We start from the raw sequence: 19486 nt of genomic DNA on the forward strand, positions 1-19486 counted from the left end.
CTGCCTATCTTTTTTTACCACAAGTTGGCTCAATCCTTACTAACTATGGGTTTGGGGCGGGTTGTCACCCCCCCAGACTTTTCACAACTGATAAAAAAATTCCACCCACATCTGCGGAATGTGGGTTTCATAATAATTAATAACGAATAACCAATAACTAATAACCAATAACTACTGACTACTGGCTAATGACTAATGACTGCTGATAACTGACAACTGACTTCTTTAAGCTAAGGGTAACAAAATTTCAAATTCAGTGCCGCTGCCTAACTCCGATCGCATTCTGAATGCACCGCCGTGTTTGCCCGTCACTATTTGATAGCTAACTGCTAAACTGGTTTCTTTGAGGGCGCGTTTTTCCGTAGAAAATGATTCTATAATTTTTTTGTACTTGCTAGGTGACATTCCTGGCCCGTTATCGGCTATGCAAATCGAAACCCAGCGAACATGAAGTTTATCTAAATCCGGCGCAGGTTCGGGACAGCAGACTTGAGTTGTGATTTCAATTTTAGGCTGGCGATCGCCGTCTCTGAACCCTCCACCTTTGAACTCCTTCGCCAATTCTTGACCGACTGCTTCATTAATTAATGTATGAATAGCATTGGTTAAGATATTCATAAATACTTGGTTTAGCTGTCCTGCATAGCACGGCACTGGTGGCAGGTAGCCGTAGTTTTTCACTACTTGGATTTCCCTGGTCAAACGACTTTTGAGCAGCAAAAGTATGCTGTCTATGTTGGCGTGCAAGTCGGTTGGTTTGGGATAAACATCGTCTATGTGGCAAAAGTTTTGCAAACTGCTTGCCAGCTTGCTCAAACGTTCCGCTCCTGATTTGATGCTGGCAACAGTTCGGAGGAAATCGTTTTGCAAAAAGTCATAGTCGATCTCTTCTTTGAGCCGTGCTATTTGCGGCGGGGGTTCGGTACAGTATGCGTCGTAAACTGAGAGCAACTCCATCAAGTTTTTGCTGTAGTCGCTTACGTAGGTTAAATTCCCCCAGATAAAGCCTACCGGATCTAAAATTTCGTGGGCGACTCCGTTGACTAAACGCCCTAAACTAGCCATTTTTTCGCTTTGAATCATTTGAGTTTGGGCTCTTTCGTAGCGGACTTGAGTTTCTATGCCGCGAATTTGCCAGTAGGCGATGTTTAGTGCGTTAGGGTCTAAGAGTCGGTAAGATTGGGAGTCTATTTGGACGACGATCGGTTCTGACTGCAATTCGGGCGATCGACGCAGAGCTTGTGGAGCTGCTGCCAAAATGGTTGTACTCTCTGGGACTAATAATATTTCGACGCGAGCGTAACTGTAGAGAACTTTTAGCGGTAGGTGCAAAAATAGCTCTGGGCCTTGGGGTTTAAGCAAATATTCCAGCAGTTGCCTGCGGGATATCATCCCCGCAAACTCTCCTGCTTCCATCAAGACGACTCCCGGCACTAGGGGATGCTGTTCAAACATTTCGGCAACTGCCACGGCCAAGCAGCTCGATTTAACCTGAAAGTCATACAGGGGCAAATCCCAGAGGGTAGACTCTAGGGAAAGGTCTTGATGGCTGCCTTCGGAGAGTGAAGGGCTAATGAGTTTAGAACTGAATTTATTTGCCACTGGAACTTTTAGTTGCCGAAACGCTGGGAAAGTGAATTGAGAACCTACTACTAAGCTAGCCTATCACTTCAACGCAGGAGCGAACAACCGAGAATATTCTTGAGTTAATCATGTTGTGCCAACTATAGGCAGGAGAATTTCAAATTCAGTGTTCTTACCTGGTTGCGATCGCAATTTGAGTTGGCCGCCGTGCTTTTCTGTGACGATTTGATTGCAGATAGCCAGCCCCATACCGCTGCCTTTGCCTGCTGGTTTAGTGGTGAAAAAGGTGTCAAATATCTGCTGGTGATTTTCTGGAGGAATGCCGGGCCCGTTATCGGCAATGCAAATTGCCACCCGCTTGCCGTGTTCGGTTTCTATGACTTTAGTGGTAATTTCGATTTGGGGCTGCCAGTTGTCCGGGCACTGGGTGTGCATTTCTCGATCGGCTGCGTACTCTGTCAGGGCGTCTAGAGCATTAACTAACAAATTCAAAAACACCTGACTCAACTGACCGGAGTAGCCGCTTACTAGCGGCAGTTCGCCGTAATTTTTAACCACTGCTATGCTATTTTTAAAGCGGTTTTTCAATATTAACAGCGTCATCTCCACGCATTCGTGAATGTCTGTCTCCACTGGTTTTGTCTCGTCCATATGAGAGAAGTGGTGCAGCCCGTTAACTATTTTTAGCAATTGCGAGGCCCCCAACTCCATCCCTTCTAAGGTGATAGGTAAATCTTCTTGTAAAAAATCAAATTCAATTTCTTCTTTGAGAGCGTCAATTCGGGGACATGGTTCCGAATATTCTTCTTCATAAACCGACATGAGCTGAAGCAAGTGTTCAAAATAGGACAGCAGAAAAGTTAAATTTCCCCAAATACAGTTCAGCGGATTTCTGATTTCATGGGCTACTTCTGCTACAATTCTCCCCAAACTAGCCATTTTTTCTGTTTGGATGAGTTTGGCTTGGGTTTGTTTGTGGAGCAACTTATTTGTTAATTGATGAATTCTTGATTGAGCAACCATTAATTGGTGTACGTCTAAGAGTTTGTAGCTCTGAGGCGCTACTTCCACTACTACAGGTTCGTAAATTAATTCTCCTGACCTGTAAAGCGATTCCTCGGCGGCTTCTACTATTAATTTACTGCCGGGAAGTATCAGCGGCTCTGGCTTAGAAAACTTGTATAATACCTCTATTGGTCGCTTGAAAAACATTTCTAATCCGTAGCGGCGGTTAACTTTTTCAAAAAATAGACGCCTGGATATTATGCCGACAAAATTACCCCCCTCTGTCAAAATAACGCCGGGAAGCATGGAATTTTTTTCAAAAGCCTGGGCTACTTCTTTTGCCTGTTGAGTTAATTCAATTTGGCAGTTGTAGAGGGGCAGGTCTACGAGAGTTGATTCTAAGGAGATGTTCCAAGTACAAATTTCAGGTATATGCAACACTGATAACTCCGAGCTAGTCTCACGCACAGCAAACATAGATGAAACCCCTGTTAAATGTTGTATAGATGGATAACTTAAGTTGCTATTAATTGGTAATGGGTAATTGGAAGAGGGTAGTTGCTAGTTTGTTAAATTAGAATAGTACCCGGTAGCCTAACCCGATTACACTAGCATTGTGTGCTAAAGGTTTTGTTTCTCAATCAATGTTAAACGATCGAAGCTTTTGTGGATCTTACGGAGTTCATCTGTAAACTTTTTACCATGATATACCTGCGATCGCGTGTTTTCCGAAAATTTTTAATATTTATAATTAATTATTGTGATAAATTATACCATTTTTCTAGTGATAGAAGGGAATTGGAGAACCGCCAGCGGCTTATCAGTGAATATACGGGCATCCTTCGAGGGTTGGAGGGCCCGGATCAGCCATCGTCCAAGGGGCTTGAGGTTCCAACGGTATCGTCAAGACTGTGGTCCAAGCAACAATCGGCAGATTGTACAGCAGAAAGAAGTTCGGCCACGGATTCGCTTTCTTCGGATGTAACCGAATGTAACGGATGGAAGGCTTTAGTTATCGTCGCGAGAGAAGGAAGAAGCTATGTTCCGCAAGGGTTTGTGCAATTAAGAACGTTCTAACCGTATTGGCGGTGGCCATACCACTCAAAAGAAATGCAACTTTAAGCAACTTCCAACCTCGATGGTAGTCAGTTTTTTGCCATCTGCCACCTGCCATCTGCCGTCTCCAATCGTCTTCTTAGGGTTCCACCTCCGGCCAGAGGCGTTCTAGCTGATACCGCCAAGCCGCGAGAGTATTTTCGCGAGACTCTCGCCCTAGTTCCATTTCACCCATCAATCCCTCTGCGTAGAAACGGTCTAAAGTCTGAAGGGTAGTTTCCACAGACTGTCCCTGCGCCTTCGCAGCTTTGATGATTTGACGGATGCGGCTTTCTATCAAACCGCCGAAAAAGTCAGACAAACCTCTCTCTTGCAAAGCCAGCAGTCTGGCGACGGCGGCTGAGAAATCGGCGGTCGCGAGTGTGGCACAACTGTGCTGAAATACTCCCCACAAAACGTTTTGATGTAAGGCGTAGCGAGTTTCGAGGGTGGTGTCAAAGTTAGCTTCTAGCAGTTTATCAAGAAATGGTTGAGCTTCCTGGGCATCGGCGATCGGCAGCAAAATCCGCAGCCAACTCCCGTCTTCTGAAAGGAGGACTAACAGGCGAAAATTGGGGGTTTCTACTTGCCAAGAAGTGGCAGCAGGCATCTCAACACTGTCACCAAATAAGTCTTTAAGGCTATTGCTAATTTCTTCGGGAGTCATAATGATTTTAGATTTTAGATTTTAGATTTTAGGTTAGTCACCAGTCATTAGTCAGCAGTGCGATCTTAAATCTCAAATTGGTTTATGGTAGCCAGCGGGGGTGATAGCCGGCAAAGGGAAGTTCTTCGGGCTGTAGTTTTGCGGGAGAACCGTCTGTCGGTATTTCTACTAAGGGTAGCAGCCAGAGGCGGCTGGTGGCGATCGACTGTCCGCTATCGTTGCGGGGACTGTCTGCTGCTGAGGGAGTTGCTGCTGTGACTGATTGGTCGAAAATTAATGCCAGACCGTCAGGAGATAAACTGATTTGGGTATCTAATTGGTTGGGCAAAATCAGCAGCGGTTTGATGGTTCCTACCAAACGAGTACCTTCTTTTTTGAGGTCGATGGTGGCGATGAAAGGCTGTTCTTTATAGCTTTCTGTTTTGAGGCGTTGGGCTAACAAACAGTAGAGACGCTGAACTTGGTTGTCTTGGTTTTTGCGGGGGTCGAAATAAACGGCCATAATGCTGCCGGGAATACGCAATATTTCTTGTTCTACACCTTGGTTATCTAAGATGAAAAGCGATCGAGTAAAGTCGCTGTTGTATTTAACATAGGCGGCGGCAGAGTTGTCCCGGGCCATGCCCAATACTTGTTCGTATTTTGGCAAAAATTCTACTGGGTCTGCTTCGGGTTTGAGGGGGACGATCGCTAATCCTTGTTTTTGAGATATTACCATCGATTTGCTGTCGGGGCGAATCATAAAATCTCCGCCTTGTTCATTTTCCAAGGGTCTGGGCGCCTGTTTTTCTTCCAAAATCCAAGGACTGAAATCGCCGGGATTGCGGCGGTTGACGCGCTGGACAACTATGATTTTTCCGTCGGCTGAGAGGTCGAATTTGAGGTTTTGGTAATCTTTGGCATCTAATAGTTTGTCGATTCTACCGGCTGGGTATTTTTGTTGAGTTCCTGAATCCGATTGGGGGTTGAGGCCGGTGGTGACTGTGAATAGTTCTTGATTTAGGGTGGCACCACTACGGGCGATCGATCTATCGGTGGCTGAGAATAAAATGCGATCGCTGTCGGGATAGGGTTTAAAATCGGTGACAACTAAATCTTTGGGAGTCAGCGGTATCGGTTTTGAGTCGCTGCTGGTGAGATTGACTAGCATTAATCTGCTTTCTGTTTCGCCTTGGACGCCGATGTAAGCAAAAGCTCGATCGCGGCTGCGAAAGGAACTGCTAAACGGTTGCATTAGCGTTCCTTTATTTTGGTTTTTTTCTCCGAAATACTTGTCGGTTGCTCCAGCGAGTTTGACTGTGTAGGTAACGCCGTAGGGTGCTGGATCTTTGAGGGTGTAAGCCATGCGTCTTCCAGCCCAACTAAATTTACCGGGGAGGGGGGGGTCTAGCTTTAAGTTTTCCTCGACGGTGGACTGGTTCATCGGCCGAAAGAATGTGAGGATAAAGCCGGTATCTTCGGCGCCGATTTGTTTGTTTTCCCAGGTAAATTCTCGCACTCTGGGTGCTGTGCGATCGCCGCTCAGCAGCAGCAGTCCGATTAAGACGCTCAGCACTAGCATGAGCAAGATGGCCGTGCGGTCGATCGGCTGTTTGAATGGCAGATTAGCGAAAGGTGAAGGATTAATTTTTTTCTTAAAAATACTCACAAATCTTTCTCTCCTACTTTCTGCTGAAAATCAACTGCCAAATTTTCCCTCTTAAATTTTACTGTCTTGGGCGTACTCCCGACCCTCTGAAACGGTTTTTTTTACCAGCGAGAAGGGCTGCAACGAAGTATGTCGGTCACTAACTCGGTTTCTGAAAGTGTTGATGCCTCCAGGACTGAATTAAACTCACGAGCTTAAATCCGTGGATTCTGGGGCACTTTCAACAGTATCAACCGAGTGGAGATGTGAAATTTGAGTTTTACCTTTTAGGATGCCTCAGAGCTAAAAATTGCTCGATCGAGAGAGGATTTGAGGACAGTAGATCGCCCTACAATTGTGCCAGTTGCGTCCAGGACTATTTGAGATTAAATCTCAAATCGCTAATTATTTTATAGGTTGAGAGTTAACCCTGGCGCTCTACCCATCCTCCTAATAATCATGACCCCTACTTAGATACCTTTCACGAATCCTTGACGATTAGGGGGTTGGAAATATTATTAACTGCTGACAGTGTATATGGCGATTCTGGTGCGGGATACAGCTTAGAATATTTGCTATCGTAATGTCTGACCTCAAAATAGTTTAAGTTTGACGGGTGAGGCTTATAGATTGAGAAACATTCCAAAATACAAAAAGTCGCTGCACTCTCTAAAGGCCCGACATTCACTACTTGATCTTTAAAGAGCCGACCTGATTTCATCCACTCTTTCATCTGCTTTCTTGACAAACAGTAAAATGCTGAATGAGGATTGCTAAACTCAGCAAATTTTACACCTTCTATCTTTACACTAGATAGCTGATTCCATGATAGCTGCGCATCTATTGTCAAATCAATATATCTCTTGGTTCCTTGATACATTTCAAAACGGTTTGGGTAAAGAATAGCATTCTCATACCCGCTTTGTAGGTTAAATTTTTCTAATTTTTCTAGAATGAAAGCATCATACAAAACAATGTCATCTTCTATGAATAAAAACCAGTCAAATTTTTCTACTCTTTCGACAAATTCTTCCTGAAGCCTAAACTCTACAAACATGGGATCGCATTCAGGGCCTTCTTGTATCTGAATGCACTTAATTTGATATTCAGGTAAGTAGGCTGTAACGTGCCTGTTCGGTAGAGTTTGGATAGCAATACTCAGGTCGCAATGAGCAAAACTCGTCAACAGTCCATCTATTGTGTGCCTGAGTCTCTCTATTTTTTCTGCGCCTTTTTCTGGATTGTTAGATTCTTCAACGGATGTAATGTGTGCGACAGCAGCAAAGACTTTGGGACGTTCTTTTTCGGGTTGCTCGATTTGTTTAAATAAATTTATAATGCTATTTCTTTGATAAAAGAACATCAGTTTAGCATACCTCCTGCTCACTCGCAATATTTCTTGAAACAGAGCAATTTGTAAAAAGATAAAGTGAATTACTTTTCTTCTTGTATTGGGTTCGGCTGACATATAGAAAATCTCCTTTTCCTTTACTTAAACAGTTGATTGATGGGAATTAAATCCATCGGTGATATTTTATCGATTGGCAGACCAAAATCAAAAGCCACTCTACACCAAATTAGAGTGGCTAGCACCCCTATAAACAGCCCTGTTAATTGAATATCCTGCCAAAAACAAGTTAGTCCTTCTTTCCACAAACCGTAGTTAGTTACTGCATAGGTAGGAAGGTCGCCGAGAGCTACAGCAATCACGGCACCTAAATTACCTTTTAAGTGGTATCCCAGCGGTATAGTTATACATAGATTCACAAAAGTCAGCAGATTACCCATAGCTGCGTACTGAGACTTTCCTACGGCTAACAGACAAGAACCCATCATATTGTGCAAGGTGGTGTGCCAGATACCTAAAGCCAAGATTGGCATCATCCAAGAAGCCGCCGCATACTCTTTCCGATAGAGTATTAAAATTAACTGATCTCCGAAGCTCACAAAAATTGCTAAACCTACGGCTAATGGTATTAGAATTAACTTGCGGTTGTTCAGGATCTTGGCGCGCAACTCCTCCCGCGGCAACGTGGCTAGCATAGAAATCGAGGGAAAAATCACCCGGCCACTAATGGCGATGATGACTTGGCGCGGCATATCCCCCAGGGTAAAAGCGATGCCGTAAATGCCCAACAGTGTTAAAGTAAATATTTTCCCGAGAATGAGTCGATCGGCTTGAGAACACAGAAAAAATAAAATCGTAGACAAAAATATCCATTTGCCATAAGAAAATATTTCTTTTACGGCTTCTTTATCCCAAGCAAAGCGGTTTGACTTGCCGGGAATCAAAAAATGGCTCCATACTAACTCCACTACAGCTCCAGTCCAGCCGCCTACAACGATCGCCCAAATGCTGCGATCGAAGAAAGCCCACACAATCATCACTGTAGTAGAAATTATCTGCGTACCCAACTCAAAAAGCACTACTTCCTTAACGCTCATTTTGCGTTCTAGGGTGGATACGGAAGTCGATTTAAACCCTCCTATTAGGGTATTTATACTTATGGCTGGAATCAACCACATCAGACGGGGTTCTTCATAGAATTGAGTAACTGGCCAGGTTATTAGAATTAAACACAACCAGACAAACAAGCTGCGAATAACTTGCATTGTCCAAGCAGTGTTGAGAAATTGAGGCTCGTCCCCGCGCTTGTTTTGAATGATACTTGGGCCCAGACCTATGTCTGTGAATAAGTTAATGCCTACGATGAAAACGTAGGCTAGACCCATTAGACCAAATAATTCAGGCAAAAGCAGGCGCGTCAGGATTAGGTTGCTACCAAATCGGATAATTTGACTGCTTCCATAACTTGCGATCGTCCAAACAGCACCTTTGATAGCTAATTTTTTTTCGGATGACATATACTCAGAATTTATTTCCTAATTACGAGTGTAGTTGCTGAATTTGTTATTTGCAACTCCTACAGGATGCTGCTGCCACTTTTATAGCTGACTGTACAGTATCTTTATTTGTATACGGAGAAGGGGTTCTCAGTGCCCATCTGGAAATAAATGTAAAATAGAATCTCATACTTCCTCCATACCTAATAATCATAAGGATTTTTGGGTTCGGGAATTGGTTGGAGGGAGGATGCTTGAATGATTAATTTGCGCTTGCCTTGGAGTTCTTCTACGATCGTTTCTCCTTCTATTTCTAGCCAACTGTCTGGGGCAAAGGCGGTGCGGCTTTGACCGATCGGTAATTTTACCGGCAACCCGATGGGATAGGCGTCGGCCGCGCAGCAGGTAATGATAAAACGCCCGATCCACATATATTGTTCTGCTATGTTGGGGGGATGAATTACAAATCCTTGAACTTTGACGTTTTGACCTCTGTATGTATCGGGTTCTGGATTGAAATTTAACAGTCGCACCCATTCGACGAGCGATCGCTGTTCGGGTTTTGTAGTATTGCGAAATTCTTGGGGTTGCAGTCTGGTGATTGGCAGGGATTCAGTGAGACCTCGTTCTAATGCTGTCTGGCTGGTAAAAGTGCGTGGCGTTGTTAGTAAACCGATTAATGCGACGCTCAACATTAAGGTACTGCCGATGCTGGGGGGAAACAAAGTAACGTGTTCAACTTCTGTAATTCTGAGAGATTTATTTGCTAGTGATGTTCGCGATTGCTTTGTGGTGCGATCGAGTTTTACGAGTTCCCAAGTTTTTAACCCGCCAATAACCATTAAGCCGATTCCTCCCGCTAAAGTCAAGCCAAAGTAATTGGGGTGAATGAGAATGCTTAATTTGCCTGTAATCCAATATTTGAGGAGCAGTATTCCCCACGCTAAGATAGCTAGGGCGTCCAGCCAGGGGCTAATTTTTTTAAGATTCATTTTGTAAGAGTCATTGAGAATTGGGAAGAGAGAGTTTGAAGGAATAAAAAGAAAGAATAAGACGAAATAAGGAAGAACAAAGATTGAAAAAACAGCTACCCGTATATCCGTGAGTACAGTCGTGAATCAATGTCCTGGAAAATAGCAACGGGTATTATTTATATGTCATATCTAATTTATTAACCTAAATGCAAGTTAACACCGAGGGTCATCAAAAAGGTTAACTGAGCTGCCAAGACAATTATGTAAACTACGGCTCGACTTTTAAAAATTGACAGCATTAAACCTATGCCTTTGAGGTCAATCATCGGGCCGAAAACGAGAAAGGCTAACAGCGAACCGCTGGTAAATGTGGAAGCAAAAGACAGGGCAAAAAAGGCATCTACTGTAGAACAAATCGATACGACAGCGGCTAATAGCAGCATGGCGAGAATTGAGGAAACGGGGCCTTGGCCGAGGTTGAGAATTAGTTCGCGGGGTGCGCCAACTTGAATGATGGCTGCGATCGCACTTCCGATTACCAACACTCCTCCCAATTCGCGCAACTCCTGTACCATAGTATCTAAAAGCAGGCGCAGACGCTCTTTAGAAACGCGGTGGAACATCGAGGAACGTTTCGAGGTTTTTCCTGTTTGGCCTGTTTGTAATGGCTTCCAGTCGTCTTGTAGCAAAGATTCGATCGGCACCGCCCCCCCCGGCTGACCGAGCATAAAAGTTCCCGACTGCAACAGCAGCGGAGTGTTGGCTTGGACGAGCTCTTGTTCGGAAAACTCTGGTTTTGGTAGAGGGATAGCGCGGGCTACAGCAGGTTGCAGCAGAGGTCGCAAGTCTTTTTGGGTGCTGAACACCCAGCCGATAATTGTGGCTGTGACTAGGGAAAATACCACCCGCAAAACTACAATTTCTGGCTGATCGCGAAATGCCGTCCAAGTCGCCCAAATTACCACGGGGTTGATGGTGGGGGCCGCAAGCAAAAAGCCGATCGCGGCTGGTGCGGGCACTCCCTGCATCAGTAGCCTGCGGGCTACGGGCACGTTACCGCACTCGCACACGGGAAACAAAAAGCCGATCGAACTGCCCATCAAAGCCCCCAGTAGCGGGTTTCGCGGGATGCGGGATACGAGTTTGCGTTCGTCTACAAACCCCAGCAGCAAACCTGAGAATAAAACTCCCAGCAGCAGAAAAGGTATTGCTTCTACTAACAAGCTGAGAAAAAGGGTAAAAGCATTGTTTAACTGATTCGTGAGGGCGGGTTGCATCGATCACCTACTGGTAAATTGCTATTTAGTTACACGTCTTTGGCAGAACCCCCTGTCGATCATACCAAAGCACAGCACTAAGTTAAGATTCAGTTGAAACTTTTTTCTTACAATCCTCTATCTTATAGCCATCCTTAAAAGTCGCAGAGCCTGGTAAGGACACGGCCGTACCGTTTCCCTATAGATATGGCGTACAATATATATCCGTCCCTAATTTTCACCATGGTATATGATTAATTTTTAAATTTAATCAAGCCTTTTCTTGGCTGGAATTAGTAGAGTTTATAATTTAATCAATGCTAGCTTGTGAATGATTTGGAAGGGTTAAAGTTGTTTGAATTACACTCAATTTTTCTACCCGATCTCTAATTCGGTGGCATCGGAATTGATATTACCCACAGTCAGGACACCGCGCCTGGCCGTTTCCCTACAATTAATCGGCAGCCGATGGTTAGATCTTTCATCGAAAAAAAGTGATTATTTTGGGGTAGGGAAACGGCATTCCCGTGTCCTCCGTTGTCTTGAGTATCAAAGGCCGTAGCTGGTGGGGGGGGACACCATCGCGGTTATAGTGCGACCTAAAACTCAGGGAGGCGCACCCACGGGTACATTCGACCGCGAGGCGGGCGATCGGGCAATTCCGATTTTCCTCTATTGTCACTTTATTATATTTTGGAAAAATGTAACCTTATTATTAAAAATAGGTTAAGACCAGAATTCCAGGTTAATGAATAATTAAATAGTCGAACCAAGCGTTAATACCCCTCAAGTCAGTATAAAATAAAGTCAGGCCTAGCCAGGGCGCATTTATATCGGTGATACTTAATATTGCCTAATACTTTAAGTGGTAAAATTTTTCTTACTACAGTCAGTTTTTTGTGTAATTTAAAATGCAGTTTGCCAGGAGATGCCGGTCAAAGCACTCAGCAACTCACCTGCTGACCTTTGGTAGCTGAATGTCTGCTAGCAAATAGAACCCCAAAAAAGCGTACTGATGAATTTATGTTGAATACCTCCTGCGTAGAAAGACCAGTCCAACCCATCTCCGAGGCTGACCTAGGAGAACTTTGTTTAGACTCTACTCTCCAACAATTGTCGCTGTACGATTTTCAGGTAGAAGCTACGGATTGGGGAATGCGAATTTCTCAGATGTTAGAAGCTAATCCGCTGTTACCGGGAGTCATTGTGACCCATCAAGGTGAATTTGCCGGCATGATTTCCCGGCGGAGATTTTTAGAATTTATCAGCCGTCCTTTTGGGCGAGAATTATTTTTAAAGCGACCAGTGAGGGCTTTGTACCGCTTTGCCGAAACTGAGAGTTTAATTTTTCCCAGCAATACTTTAATCGTGGATGCAGCCAGGAAGTCGCTGTTGCGATCGAAAGAACTGCTTTACGAACCGATTGTGGTTCAATTGTCACCTCAAACTTATAGTTTGCTAGACGTGCACGAACTGTTAGTAGCGCAATCCAATATTCATGAACTAGCAACAAAATTGCTGAGGCAGCAAACTCAATCTCAACTAATTCAAACCGAAAAACTAGCGAGTTTGGGACAGATGGTAGCTGGAGTCGCCCACGAAATTAGAAATCCCGTCACCTGCATCAGCGGAAATCTAGGCTTTTTGTCTAACTACTCGAAAGACATCATGGAGTTGCTATCTGCTTACGAACAAATTGTGGGTAACAGCGAAAAAATTGACCAACTCAAAAAACACATAGAATTTGATTTTTTGCAAGAAGATTGGGTAGAAATTCTCAAAAGTATGAAAGTTTCATCGCAGAGGCTGACCGAACTCGTCACCAGCCTGCACACCTTTTCTCACATGGACGAAACCCATTTGAAACAAGCTAACATCCACGAATGTATTGACAGTACGCTGCTAATTATGAAAAACCGTCTCAAGTACGGAATTGAAGTAGTTAAAAGCTATGGAGATTTGCCTTTAGTCAAGTGTTACTCTGGTCAGTTGAGCCAGGTATTTATGAATATTATCAGCAATGCAATCGACGCTTTGGAAGAGGTAAAAGAAGAAAAAGGTTTTATGCCTGCGATTACTATTGAAACCGAGGTAATAAACAGTTGTGACGGAGACTGCGTAAATTCGGAATTAATTCAAAATTATGTTATGGGCGATCGACAAAATGCAAAACCGCTATCATCCGCCAGCCAAAACGGCGACTTCTGCCCAGAAGCAGGGGCAAAAAATCAAAATAACGCTTGGATAGCAATCAGAATTGCCGATAACGGACCGGGAATTCCGCCAGAAATTCAACGGCGGATTTTTGAGACATTTTTCACCACTAAACCCGCTGGCAAAGGTACTGGTTTGGGGTTGGCAATTACCCATCAAATTGTTACGGAAAAGCATAAAGGCAAGTTAAATTTGCATTCTACTCCCGGTACAGGTACTGAATTTGAAATTTTGTTGCCGTTGATTTGAAGGAAGTCCGGCAACCGATGAGTGTAACGGATGTAAGGGATACTAACGAATGGATGGAAGAGGGAATGCAGGACACGGATACACGGATTTAGGTAAGGTGCGCATTGCGCACCCTACTGTTACGCTACTGTTACGCTCGAAGCTGAACTGGCATCACCAAGAATGTAGCATTGACTCCGCCTAAAGGCTGAAAAATTACAGGTGCAAGAGCACCGTTTAATTGCAGTTGAATTTCGGGAGACTGAGCAGTTTTCAAAATGTCAATTAAGTATTTCACGTTGAAAGCAATATCTATGCTATCTCCCGAAATCTGTGCGGGCATTGACTCTTTACCACAGCCGACATCTTTAGCATCTACAGACAAAGTAATTTCCTGATTCTCCTCGTCGATGCTGCATTTGAGAATATTATTTTTTTGGTCTGCAAACACGGCAATTCTTTCTACTGCTGCTAAGAACGATCGCCTTTCTAAGGTAATTTGCCGCTCAAAGGAGGGCGGAATCAACTGCCGGTATGCGGGATATTGCCCTTCCAAGGTGCGGGTTGTCAGCCGCTGGTCTGCCCACTCAAACACTACTTGACCGTGTTCAAAATGCAGGGTTACAGGTTCAGTCCACTGTCGCATGACCAGCATTCTTTCTACTTCCCGCAATGCTTTAGCGGGGACTGTCACCTCAAATTCTTCTTGGGTTTCTTCGCCTTCAGCTTTTTCATTTGCAGTTTGAACTACGGCCAATCTGTGGCCGTCTGTAGCTGCAAATTCCAAGCAATCTTGCAATACCTTTAAATGCACGCCTGCAAGTACCTGTTTTGCCTCGTCGGGGCTAGTAGCAAATAAAGTTCCTTTGAGTCCTTCTATCAAGGCTTCGGGTGGCAATTTGAGGATTGTTCCGGCTTCGATGGCGGGTAATTCTGGGAATTCTTCGGGGCCCATGCCTCTAACTTGGTAGCTGCCAGAACTGCAAGTGAGATATGCTACGGTGTCTCCGGCTTCGTCTTCTAAAGTAATCTCTCCATCGGGGAGTCTCGAAACAATATCGTTGAGTAATTTAGCGGGTATGGTAAAACTGCCGCCGCCTGTTACTTCTGCTGCGAAGCTGGTACGAATGCCCAAACTGAGATCGAAAGCTGTCAAGCTAACCCGCTGATTTTCCTCATCCGCTACTAAGAGCACGTTGCCTAGTACCGGATGTGTCGGGCGGGAGGGAACGGCCCGACTTACCAACGAGAGGTTGGCGTTGAGGTCACTTTGGGTGCAAACCAATTTCATGGTAGGAAGGTTAATTAACCGGATTTGAAACAGAAACAAATCGTATCACAGAAAGCCAGCGGGTCGGTTTTTCTGTGTGTAGGGGTTAACCATAGGGCGCTTATTCCCGGTTTCTACGCAAAATTTTGCCTGTAAAAACGAGAAATCTTCGTAGAAACCGGGTTTCTGAGGTTAACGCGCGTCGCGAACTATCTGTGTTGGCTGTGCAGGGATCGCTAGTATTTTTTAATTTATTGAATTATTTTTGTGTCGATCGCCCTGTGGAAACTGTGGAAAAAAAAGCTAACTGCTTGCTGGGCGTCACTTATAGGTAATAAATACCTGTGGAAAACTTGTGGAAAAGCTGGTGCGGTCGATCGCCCATTTTTGTGTAAAAACTGTTTCGGGCGATCGAGTAAAGTTTTCCACAAAGGGAGGGCAACTTTTCCACAGGTTTTTCCACAGGCAAGCTGCTACGCATAGAGATTGTCTGTTATCGGAGAGTTACTCCTTCGATGATGCGGACTTGAAATCGCTGCATAGAGTCATTGCTGTGACAACTGACAACTGACAACTGACTTATTCTGAAGTTTTGCGACTGACAACATTAATTCGATCGCTCAACTGACGCAAAGTTTGAGCCAAATTCGGGTCAGTGTTCCGCAACTGAGCAATTTTGTCACAACTGTAAAGCACAGTCGTGTGATCTTTTCCGCCGAACACTTCGCCAACTTTCGGCAAACTCAAACCAGTATGCTGCCGAATTAAATACATCCCTATTTGACGTGCAAAACTAATTTCTCGCCTGCGGGAAATGCCTTTCAAATCTTCAACAGAAACATCAAACTCCTCAGCCACAACTGCAATTACTGCATCTGGCGTTGCCTCTACGCTTTCAGTTTGCGGATTCAAAACCGGGGCGATATTTTCCACGGTCATCGGCAAACCGGTAATTGAAAGATAAGCTACCGCCCGAATCAAAGCACCTTCCAATTCCCGCACGTTGGAAGTGTAACTAGAAGCAATGTATTCAATCACATCTCGCGGCAGCCGCATATTTTCATACTCGGCTTTTTTCTGCAAAATTGCCATCCGAGTTTCCAAGTCGGGCAATTGAATATCGGCAATTAATCCCATCGAAAATCGGGAACACAAACGCTCTTGCAGGCGGGGGATTTGCTGCGGCGGGCGGTCTGAAGCTAAAACTACTTGATTCCCGGCTTCGTGCAAAGTATTAAAAGTGTGAAAAAATTCTTCTTGAGTGTATTCTTTGCCTTCAATAAATTGGATGTCATCTATCAATAAAACATCTGCGGCCCGATAATGATCGCGGAAAGTTTGCATACTGTCTTTGCGAATTGCGGCGATTAAATCGTTTGTAAATTTCTCAGTAGAAACGTAAAAAATCTTGGCGTTGGGGTCAATTTCCAAGCGATAATGACCGATCGCCTGCATCAAATGAGTTTTGCCCAAACCGACGCCACCGCACAAAAATAGGGGATTGAATTCTCGGCCCGGAGACTCGGCTACCGCGAGGGAAGCCGCGTGAGCCATGCGGTTGTTGGAACCGACGACAAAGCGGGAAAATAGGTATTTTGGGTTTAAATTGGCGGGTTTGGGGGGGTGAAGCGAGTGGCTTTCCGGGACATCGGCGATGGGGGAGGGCCAAATTATGGCCGAGTCGCTGCTGCCGCCTGTTTCGTTTCCTCCGGCAATTGTCAAGTAAATGTCTACGGGATAGCCCAGAATTTCTGCGACTGCATCGGCAAGGATTTCTCTGTAATATTTTTGCAACCAATTGCGAGCAAAGGGATTGGGGGCGCTCACGATCAAACAGTTATTTTCGAGTTGTTCGGCTCTAGCAGTTTTGATCCACGTCTCAAAGCTAGGTCTGCTCAGTTGTACCTGGAGACGTTCAAGTATCTGATTCCACAGACTTTCGAGGGGAATGTCCACTGCTCACCTCTGCCGATCGGCATTCAAGATATTAATTCTACTCTAGAGAGTTTAGTCGTCAGATGCTAAAGTTTAAGGGAGTCTGCCGATCGCCAAAATTTTTGCGGCTCTGCAGCCCAAACCAGGTATCGGGGAGCTGTTCAGCAAATATTTAGATTTGGCAGGAAAGCCTAAAAACGTGGCCATGAAGAGTTCTACTGGCAAATTTTGGAAGCAACCGGCAATTTACATATTGCTGCTGGTAACGGGAGCCGGGGCCGCCATGTTGGGCGATCGTCTGACGGTTTCTCAATTTCGTGCAAATTCTGGGGATTCTGGACAAAGGGCGCTGGAACCGAAATTGCAACTGCCTCGTAGTACAAAGGATCGAGTTAGCAAAGTTTTGCCCCCTGCTTCCTTGTCAGGCGACGGAACTAATGTGAATTTTATTGTGGCTGCGGTGGCAAAAGTTGGCCCGGCAGTGGTTAGGATCGATGCTTCGCGCCGGGTGCAGCCGGGAAATAGAGGGCTGTCGCCGGAAGATTTTTTGGGCATAGAACCGAATTCGGGCGGCCGGGGCGGAATCGAACGGGGTACTGGTTCGGGTTTTGCGATCGGTGCCGACGGCGTGATTCTCACTAACGCTCACGTTGTAGAGGGAGCCGATACCGTAAATGTAACTCTCAAGGACGGCCGCAGCTTTCAGGGGCGGGTGTTGGGGGCGGATAAGGTGACGGATGTGGCTGTGGTGAAGATTGAGGCGAATAATCTGCCTGTGGTGCCGATCGGCAATTCGGATAAGCTGTTGTCTGGGGAATGGGCGATCGCGATCGGCAATCCTTTGGGTTTGGACAATTCCGTAACAGCGGGGATTATTAGCGCTACGGGGCGATCGAGCTCTGATGTGGGCGTACCCGACAAGCGGATCGGTTTTATCCAAACAGACGCTGCAATTAATCCGGGGAATTCCGGCGGCCCGCTGCTGAATGCTTCGGGCCAAGTTATTGGCATGAATACGGCGATTATTCAAGGTGCTCAAGGATTGGGGTTTGCGATTCCCATTCAGGCGGCGCAACAGGTGGCGAAGGAACTGATTACGACGGGGAAAGTCGAACACGCTTATTTAGGCATTGAAATGGCGACGCTGAATCCAGAGGTTAAGGAGCAAATTAACAGCAATGCTACCAGCAGCCTGCGAGTTGCAGTCGATCGGGGTGTGGCTATTGTTAGTGTAGTTCCTGCTTCTCCCGCTGCAGCGGCAGGTTTGCGGGCTGGAGATGTGATTCAAAAAATTAACAATCAGCCGATTATTCAGTCGGAAGCTGTTCAGGATTTCGTACAAAATGCTAAGGTTGGCGGTCTGTTGCAAATGGAAATCAACCGCAACGGGCAAATAGTTAATTTGACTGTTAAAACGGGGAGTTTGCCGGTTCAAAAAGTTCGATAAAAAGGAAGTTCGGCAACGGATTATGTAACGGATGTAACGGATGTAACGGATGTCAAGAAGAACATCAGAAGGAAGAAGGAAATGGTTATTTTTAAGTAGTGAACCAATAACGACTAACCAATAACGACTAACCAATAACTATGGCAGAAATCTTGCAAATCTCACAATTAGGAAATCCTGTACTGCGCCGCCAGTCGCAAGTTGTCGAAAATATTAAGGACGATCGCATTCAACAGTTGATTGACAGCTTAATCTGTACAGTACAGCAGGCAAACGGAGTGGGGATTGCCGCCCCTCAAGCGGCTCAGTCCGATCGTCTGTTCATCGTCGCATCCCGCCCCAACCTGCGCTATCCCCAAGCACCCAACATGGAACCCACAGCGATGATTAATCCCCGGATTGTGGCTGCATCAACAGAGACAGTCAAAGACTGGGAAGGCTGTTTGAGCATTCCGGGGATTCGGGGCTTGGTGCCGAGAAGTAGGGCAATCGAGATAGAATACACCAGTAGAGACGGCAAACTCCACCGACAAGAATTGACAGACTTTGTGGCCCGAATTTTTCAACACGAACACGACCATTTAGATGGAATCGTGTTTTTAGACAGAGTGGAAAGCACCCAAGAACTGATGACAGAGGACGAGTACCAGCAGCAATTTGTCAAGCTCCTCTAACACTTGATATAATTGCTAGTAGTAACGCCAGTGATGTTGTGAATAGGAGGGCGAATGTCTATCAATTTGGAAAAAGGCGGGAGAATCAATCTATCTAAAGAAGCACCCGGGCTGAAAAATGCCGGGATTGGTTTGGGATGGGATATCAATGCTACCGACACGGGCGCAGCGTTTGACTTAGATGCTTCCGTGTTTATGTTGGGGGCTACTGGCAAAATCCCCGGCGAAAAATACTTTGTTTTCTACAACAACAAGGAGTCGCCAGACACCTCTGTAATACATCTGGGAGATAGCCGAACAGGAGAAGGATTTGGCGATGATGAAACCGTTACAGTCGATTTAACCAAAGTCGATCCGGCGGTGCAAGAAATTGTGTTTGTGGTAACTATCCACGAAGCAGAATCCAGAAGGCAAAACTTCGGTCAAGTGCGGAATGCTTTTATCAGGATTTACGACACTACTACTAACACAGAGGTAACGAAGTACGATTTGGACGAAGATTTTTCGAGAGAGACAGCGGTAGAGTTTGGCAGACTTTACAAGAAAGACGGTGAGTGGAGGTTCCAAGCTGTAGGACAAGGTTACAATTCCGGCTTGCAAAGCTTTGTAGATAAGTATGCCTGATAAAAGGTCGATCGCTCCTAGTTAAATCAATCGAGGGGAAAT

General features: G+C 45.2%; 15 protein-coding genes. 4 read left to right on the plus strand and 11 right to left on the minus strand.

What is annotated here, in order from left to right; genetic code table 11:
* Window positions 1-225 precede the first annotated feature (225 nt).
* The 8 genes from QUA33_RS19280 to QUA33_RS19315 all read right to left on the minus strand — a co-directional run bounded on the left by QUA33_RS19280 (window position 226) and on the right by QUA33_RS19315 (window position 11073).
* On the minus strand, window positions 226-1602 hold the full coding sequence (locus tag QUA33_RS19280) for an ATP-binding protein (RefSeq protein WP_333150325.1): 1377 nt from the start codon (window positions 1600-1602) through the stop codon (window positions 226-228).
* Between the two features lie 108 nt (window positions 1603-1710).
* The gene (locus QUA33_RS19285) at window positions 1711-3066 is read right to left on the minus strand and encodes an ATP-binding protein (protein WP_445243264.1); all 1356 of its coding nucleotides are present in this window, start codon (window positions 3064-3066) and stop codon (window positions 1711-1713) included.
* Window positions 3067-3784: 718 nt separating this feature from the next.
* Entirely contained in the window at window positions 3785-4351 is a 567-nt protein-coding gene (locus QUA33_RS19290; RefSeq protein WP_333096880.1) for a hypothetical protein, read from the minus strand.
* Window positions 4352-4433: 82 nt separating this feature from the next.
* A complete protein-coding gene (locus tag QUA33_RS19295; RefSeq protein WP_333150329.1) occupies window positions 4434-5999 on the minus strand; it encodes a hypothetical protein in 1566 nt (521 codons plus the stop codon).
* 460 nt (window positions 6000-6459) lie between these two features.
* Complete coding sequence (locus QUA33_RS19300) at window positions 6460-7446, minus strand: hypothetical protein (protein WP_333150331.1); 987 nt, start codon at window positions 7444-7446, stop codon at window positions 6460-6462.
* Window positions 7447-7466: 20 nt separating this feature from the next.
* Window positions 7467-8843 carry an oligosaccharide flippase family protein gene (locus QUA33_RS19305; protein WP_333150333.1) on the minus strand — a complete coding sequence of 459 codons (1377 nt, stop codon included), beginning with the start codon at window positions 8841-8843 and terminating at the stop codon, window positions 7467-7469.
* A 182-nt stretch (window positions 8844-9025) separates the two neighbouring features.
* Complete coding sequence (locus QUA33_RS19310) at window positions 9026-9814, minus strand: TIGR03943 family putative permease subunit (RefSeq protein ID WP_333150335.1); 789 nt, start codon at window positions 9812-9814, stop codon at window positions 9026-9028.
* A 179-nt stretch (window positions 9815-9993) separates the two neighbouring features.
* A complete protein-coding gene (locus QUA33_RS19315; protein ID WP_333096887.1) occupies window positions 9994-11073 on the minus strand; it encodes a permease in 1080 nt (359 codons plus the stop codon).
* Between the two features lie 1002 nt (window positions 11074-12075).
* Here QUA33_RS19315 and QUA33_RS19320 point away from each other — a divergent pair.
* Window positions 12076-13515 (plus strand): HAMP domain-containing sensor histidine kinase, encoded by a 1440-nt coding sequence (locus tag QUA33_RS19320; RefSeq protein WP_333150338.1) that lies wholly within the window; start codon window positions 12076-12078, stop codon window positions 13513-13515.
* A gap of 130 nt (window positions 13516-13645) precedes the next feature.
* On the opposite strand, the gene dnaN is transcribed toward QUA33_RS19320, so the two are convergent.
* The 3 genes from dnaN to dnaA form a co-directional block, all read right to left on the minus strand.
* Window positions 13646-14785 (minus strand): DNA polymerase III subunit beta, encoded by a 1140-nt coding sequence (gene dnaN / locus QUA33_RS19325; protein WP_333150340.1) that lies wholly within the window; start codon window positions 14783-14785, stop codon window positions 13646-13648.
* Window positions 14786-15089: 304 nt separating this feature from the next.
* Window positions 15090-15245, minus strand: a complete 156-nt coding sequence (locus QUA33_RS19330) for a hypothetical protein (protein WP_333150342.1) — start codon at window positions 15243-15245, stop codon at window positions 15090-15092.
* Window positions 15246-15343: 98 nt separating this feature from the next.
* Window positions 15344-16720 (minus strand): chromosomal replication initiator protein DnaA, encoded by a 1377-nt coding sequence (gene dnaA / locus QUA33_RS19335; RefSeq protein ID WP_333150344.1) that lies wholly within the window; start codon window positions 16718-16720, stop codon window positions 15344-15346.
* A 184-nt stretch (window positions 16721-16904) separates the two neighbouring features.
* On the opposite strand from dnaA, the gene QUA33_RS19340 reads away from it, so the two are divergent.
* The 3 genes from QUA33_RS19340 to QUA33_RS19350 all read left to right on the plus strand — a co-directional run bounded on the left by QUA33_RS19340 (window position 16905) and on the right by QUA33_RS19350 (window position 19444).
* A complete protein-coding gene (locus tag QUA33_RS19340) occupies window positions 16905-18146 on the plus strand; it encodes an HhoA/HhoB/HtrA family serine endopeptidase (RefSeq protein ID WP_333150346.1) in 1242 nt (413 codons plus the stop codon).
* A gap of 140 nt (window positions 18147-18286) precedes the next feature.
* Window positions 18287-18820: a peptide deformylase gene (gene def / locus QUA33_RS19345; protein ID WP_333150349.1), complete on the plus strand. Its 534-nt coding sequence runs from the start codon at window positions 18287-18289 to the stop codon at window positions 18818-18820.
* A 54-nt stretch (window positions 18821-18874) separates the two neighbouring features.
* Window positions 18875-19444 (plus strand): TerD family protein, encoded by a 570-nt coding sequence (locus QUA33_RS19350; RefSeq protein ID WP_333150351.1) that lies wholly within the window; start codon window positions 18875-18877, stop codon window positions 19442-19444.
* Window positions 19445-19486 lie beyond the last annotated feature (42 nt).

The organism is Microcoleus sp. Pol14D4 (assembly GCF_036701245.1).
GTDB lineage: Bacteria > Cyanobacteriota > Cyanobacteriia > Cyanobacteriales > Microcoleaceae > Microcoleus.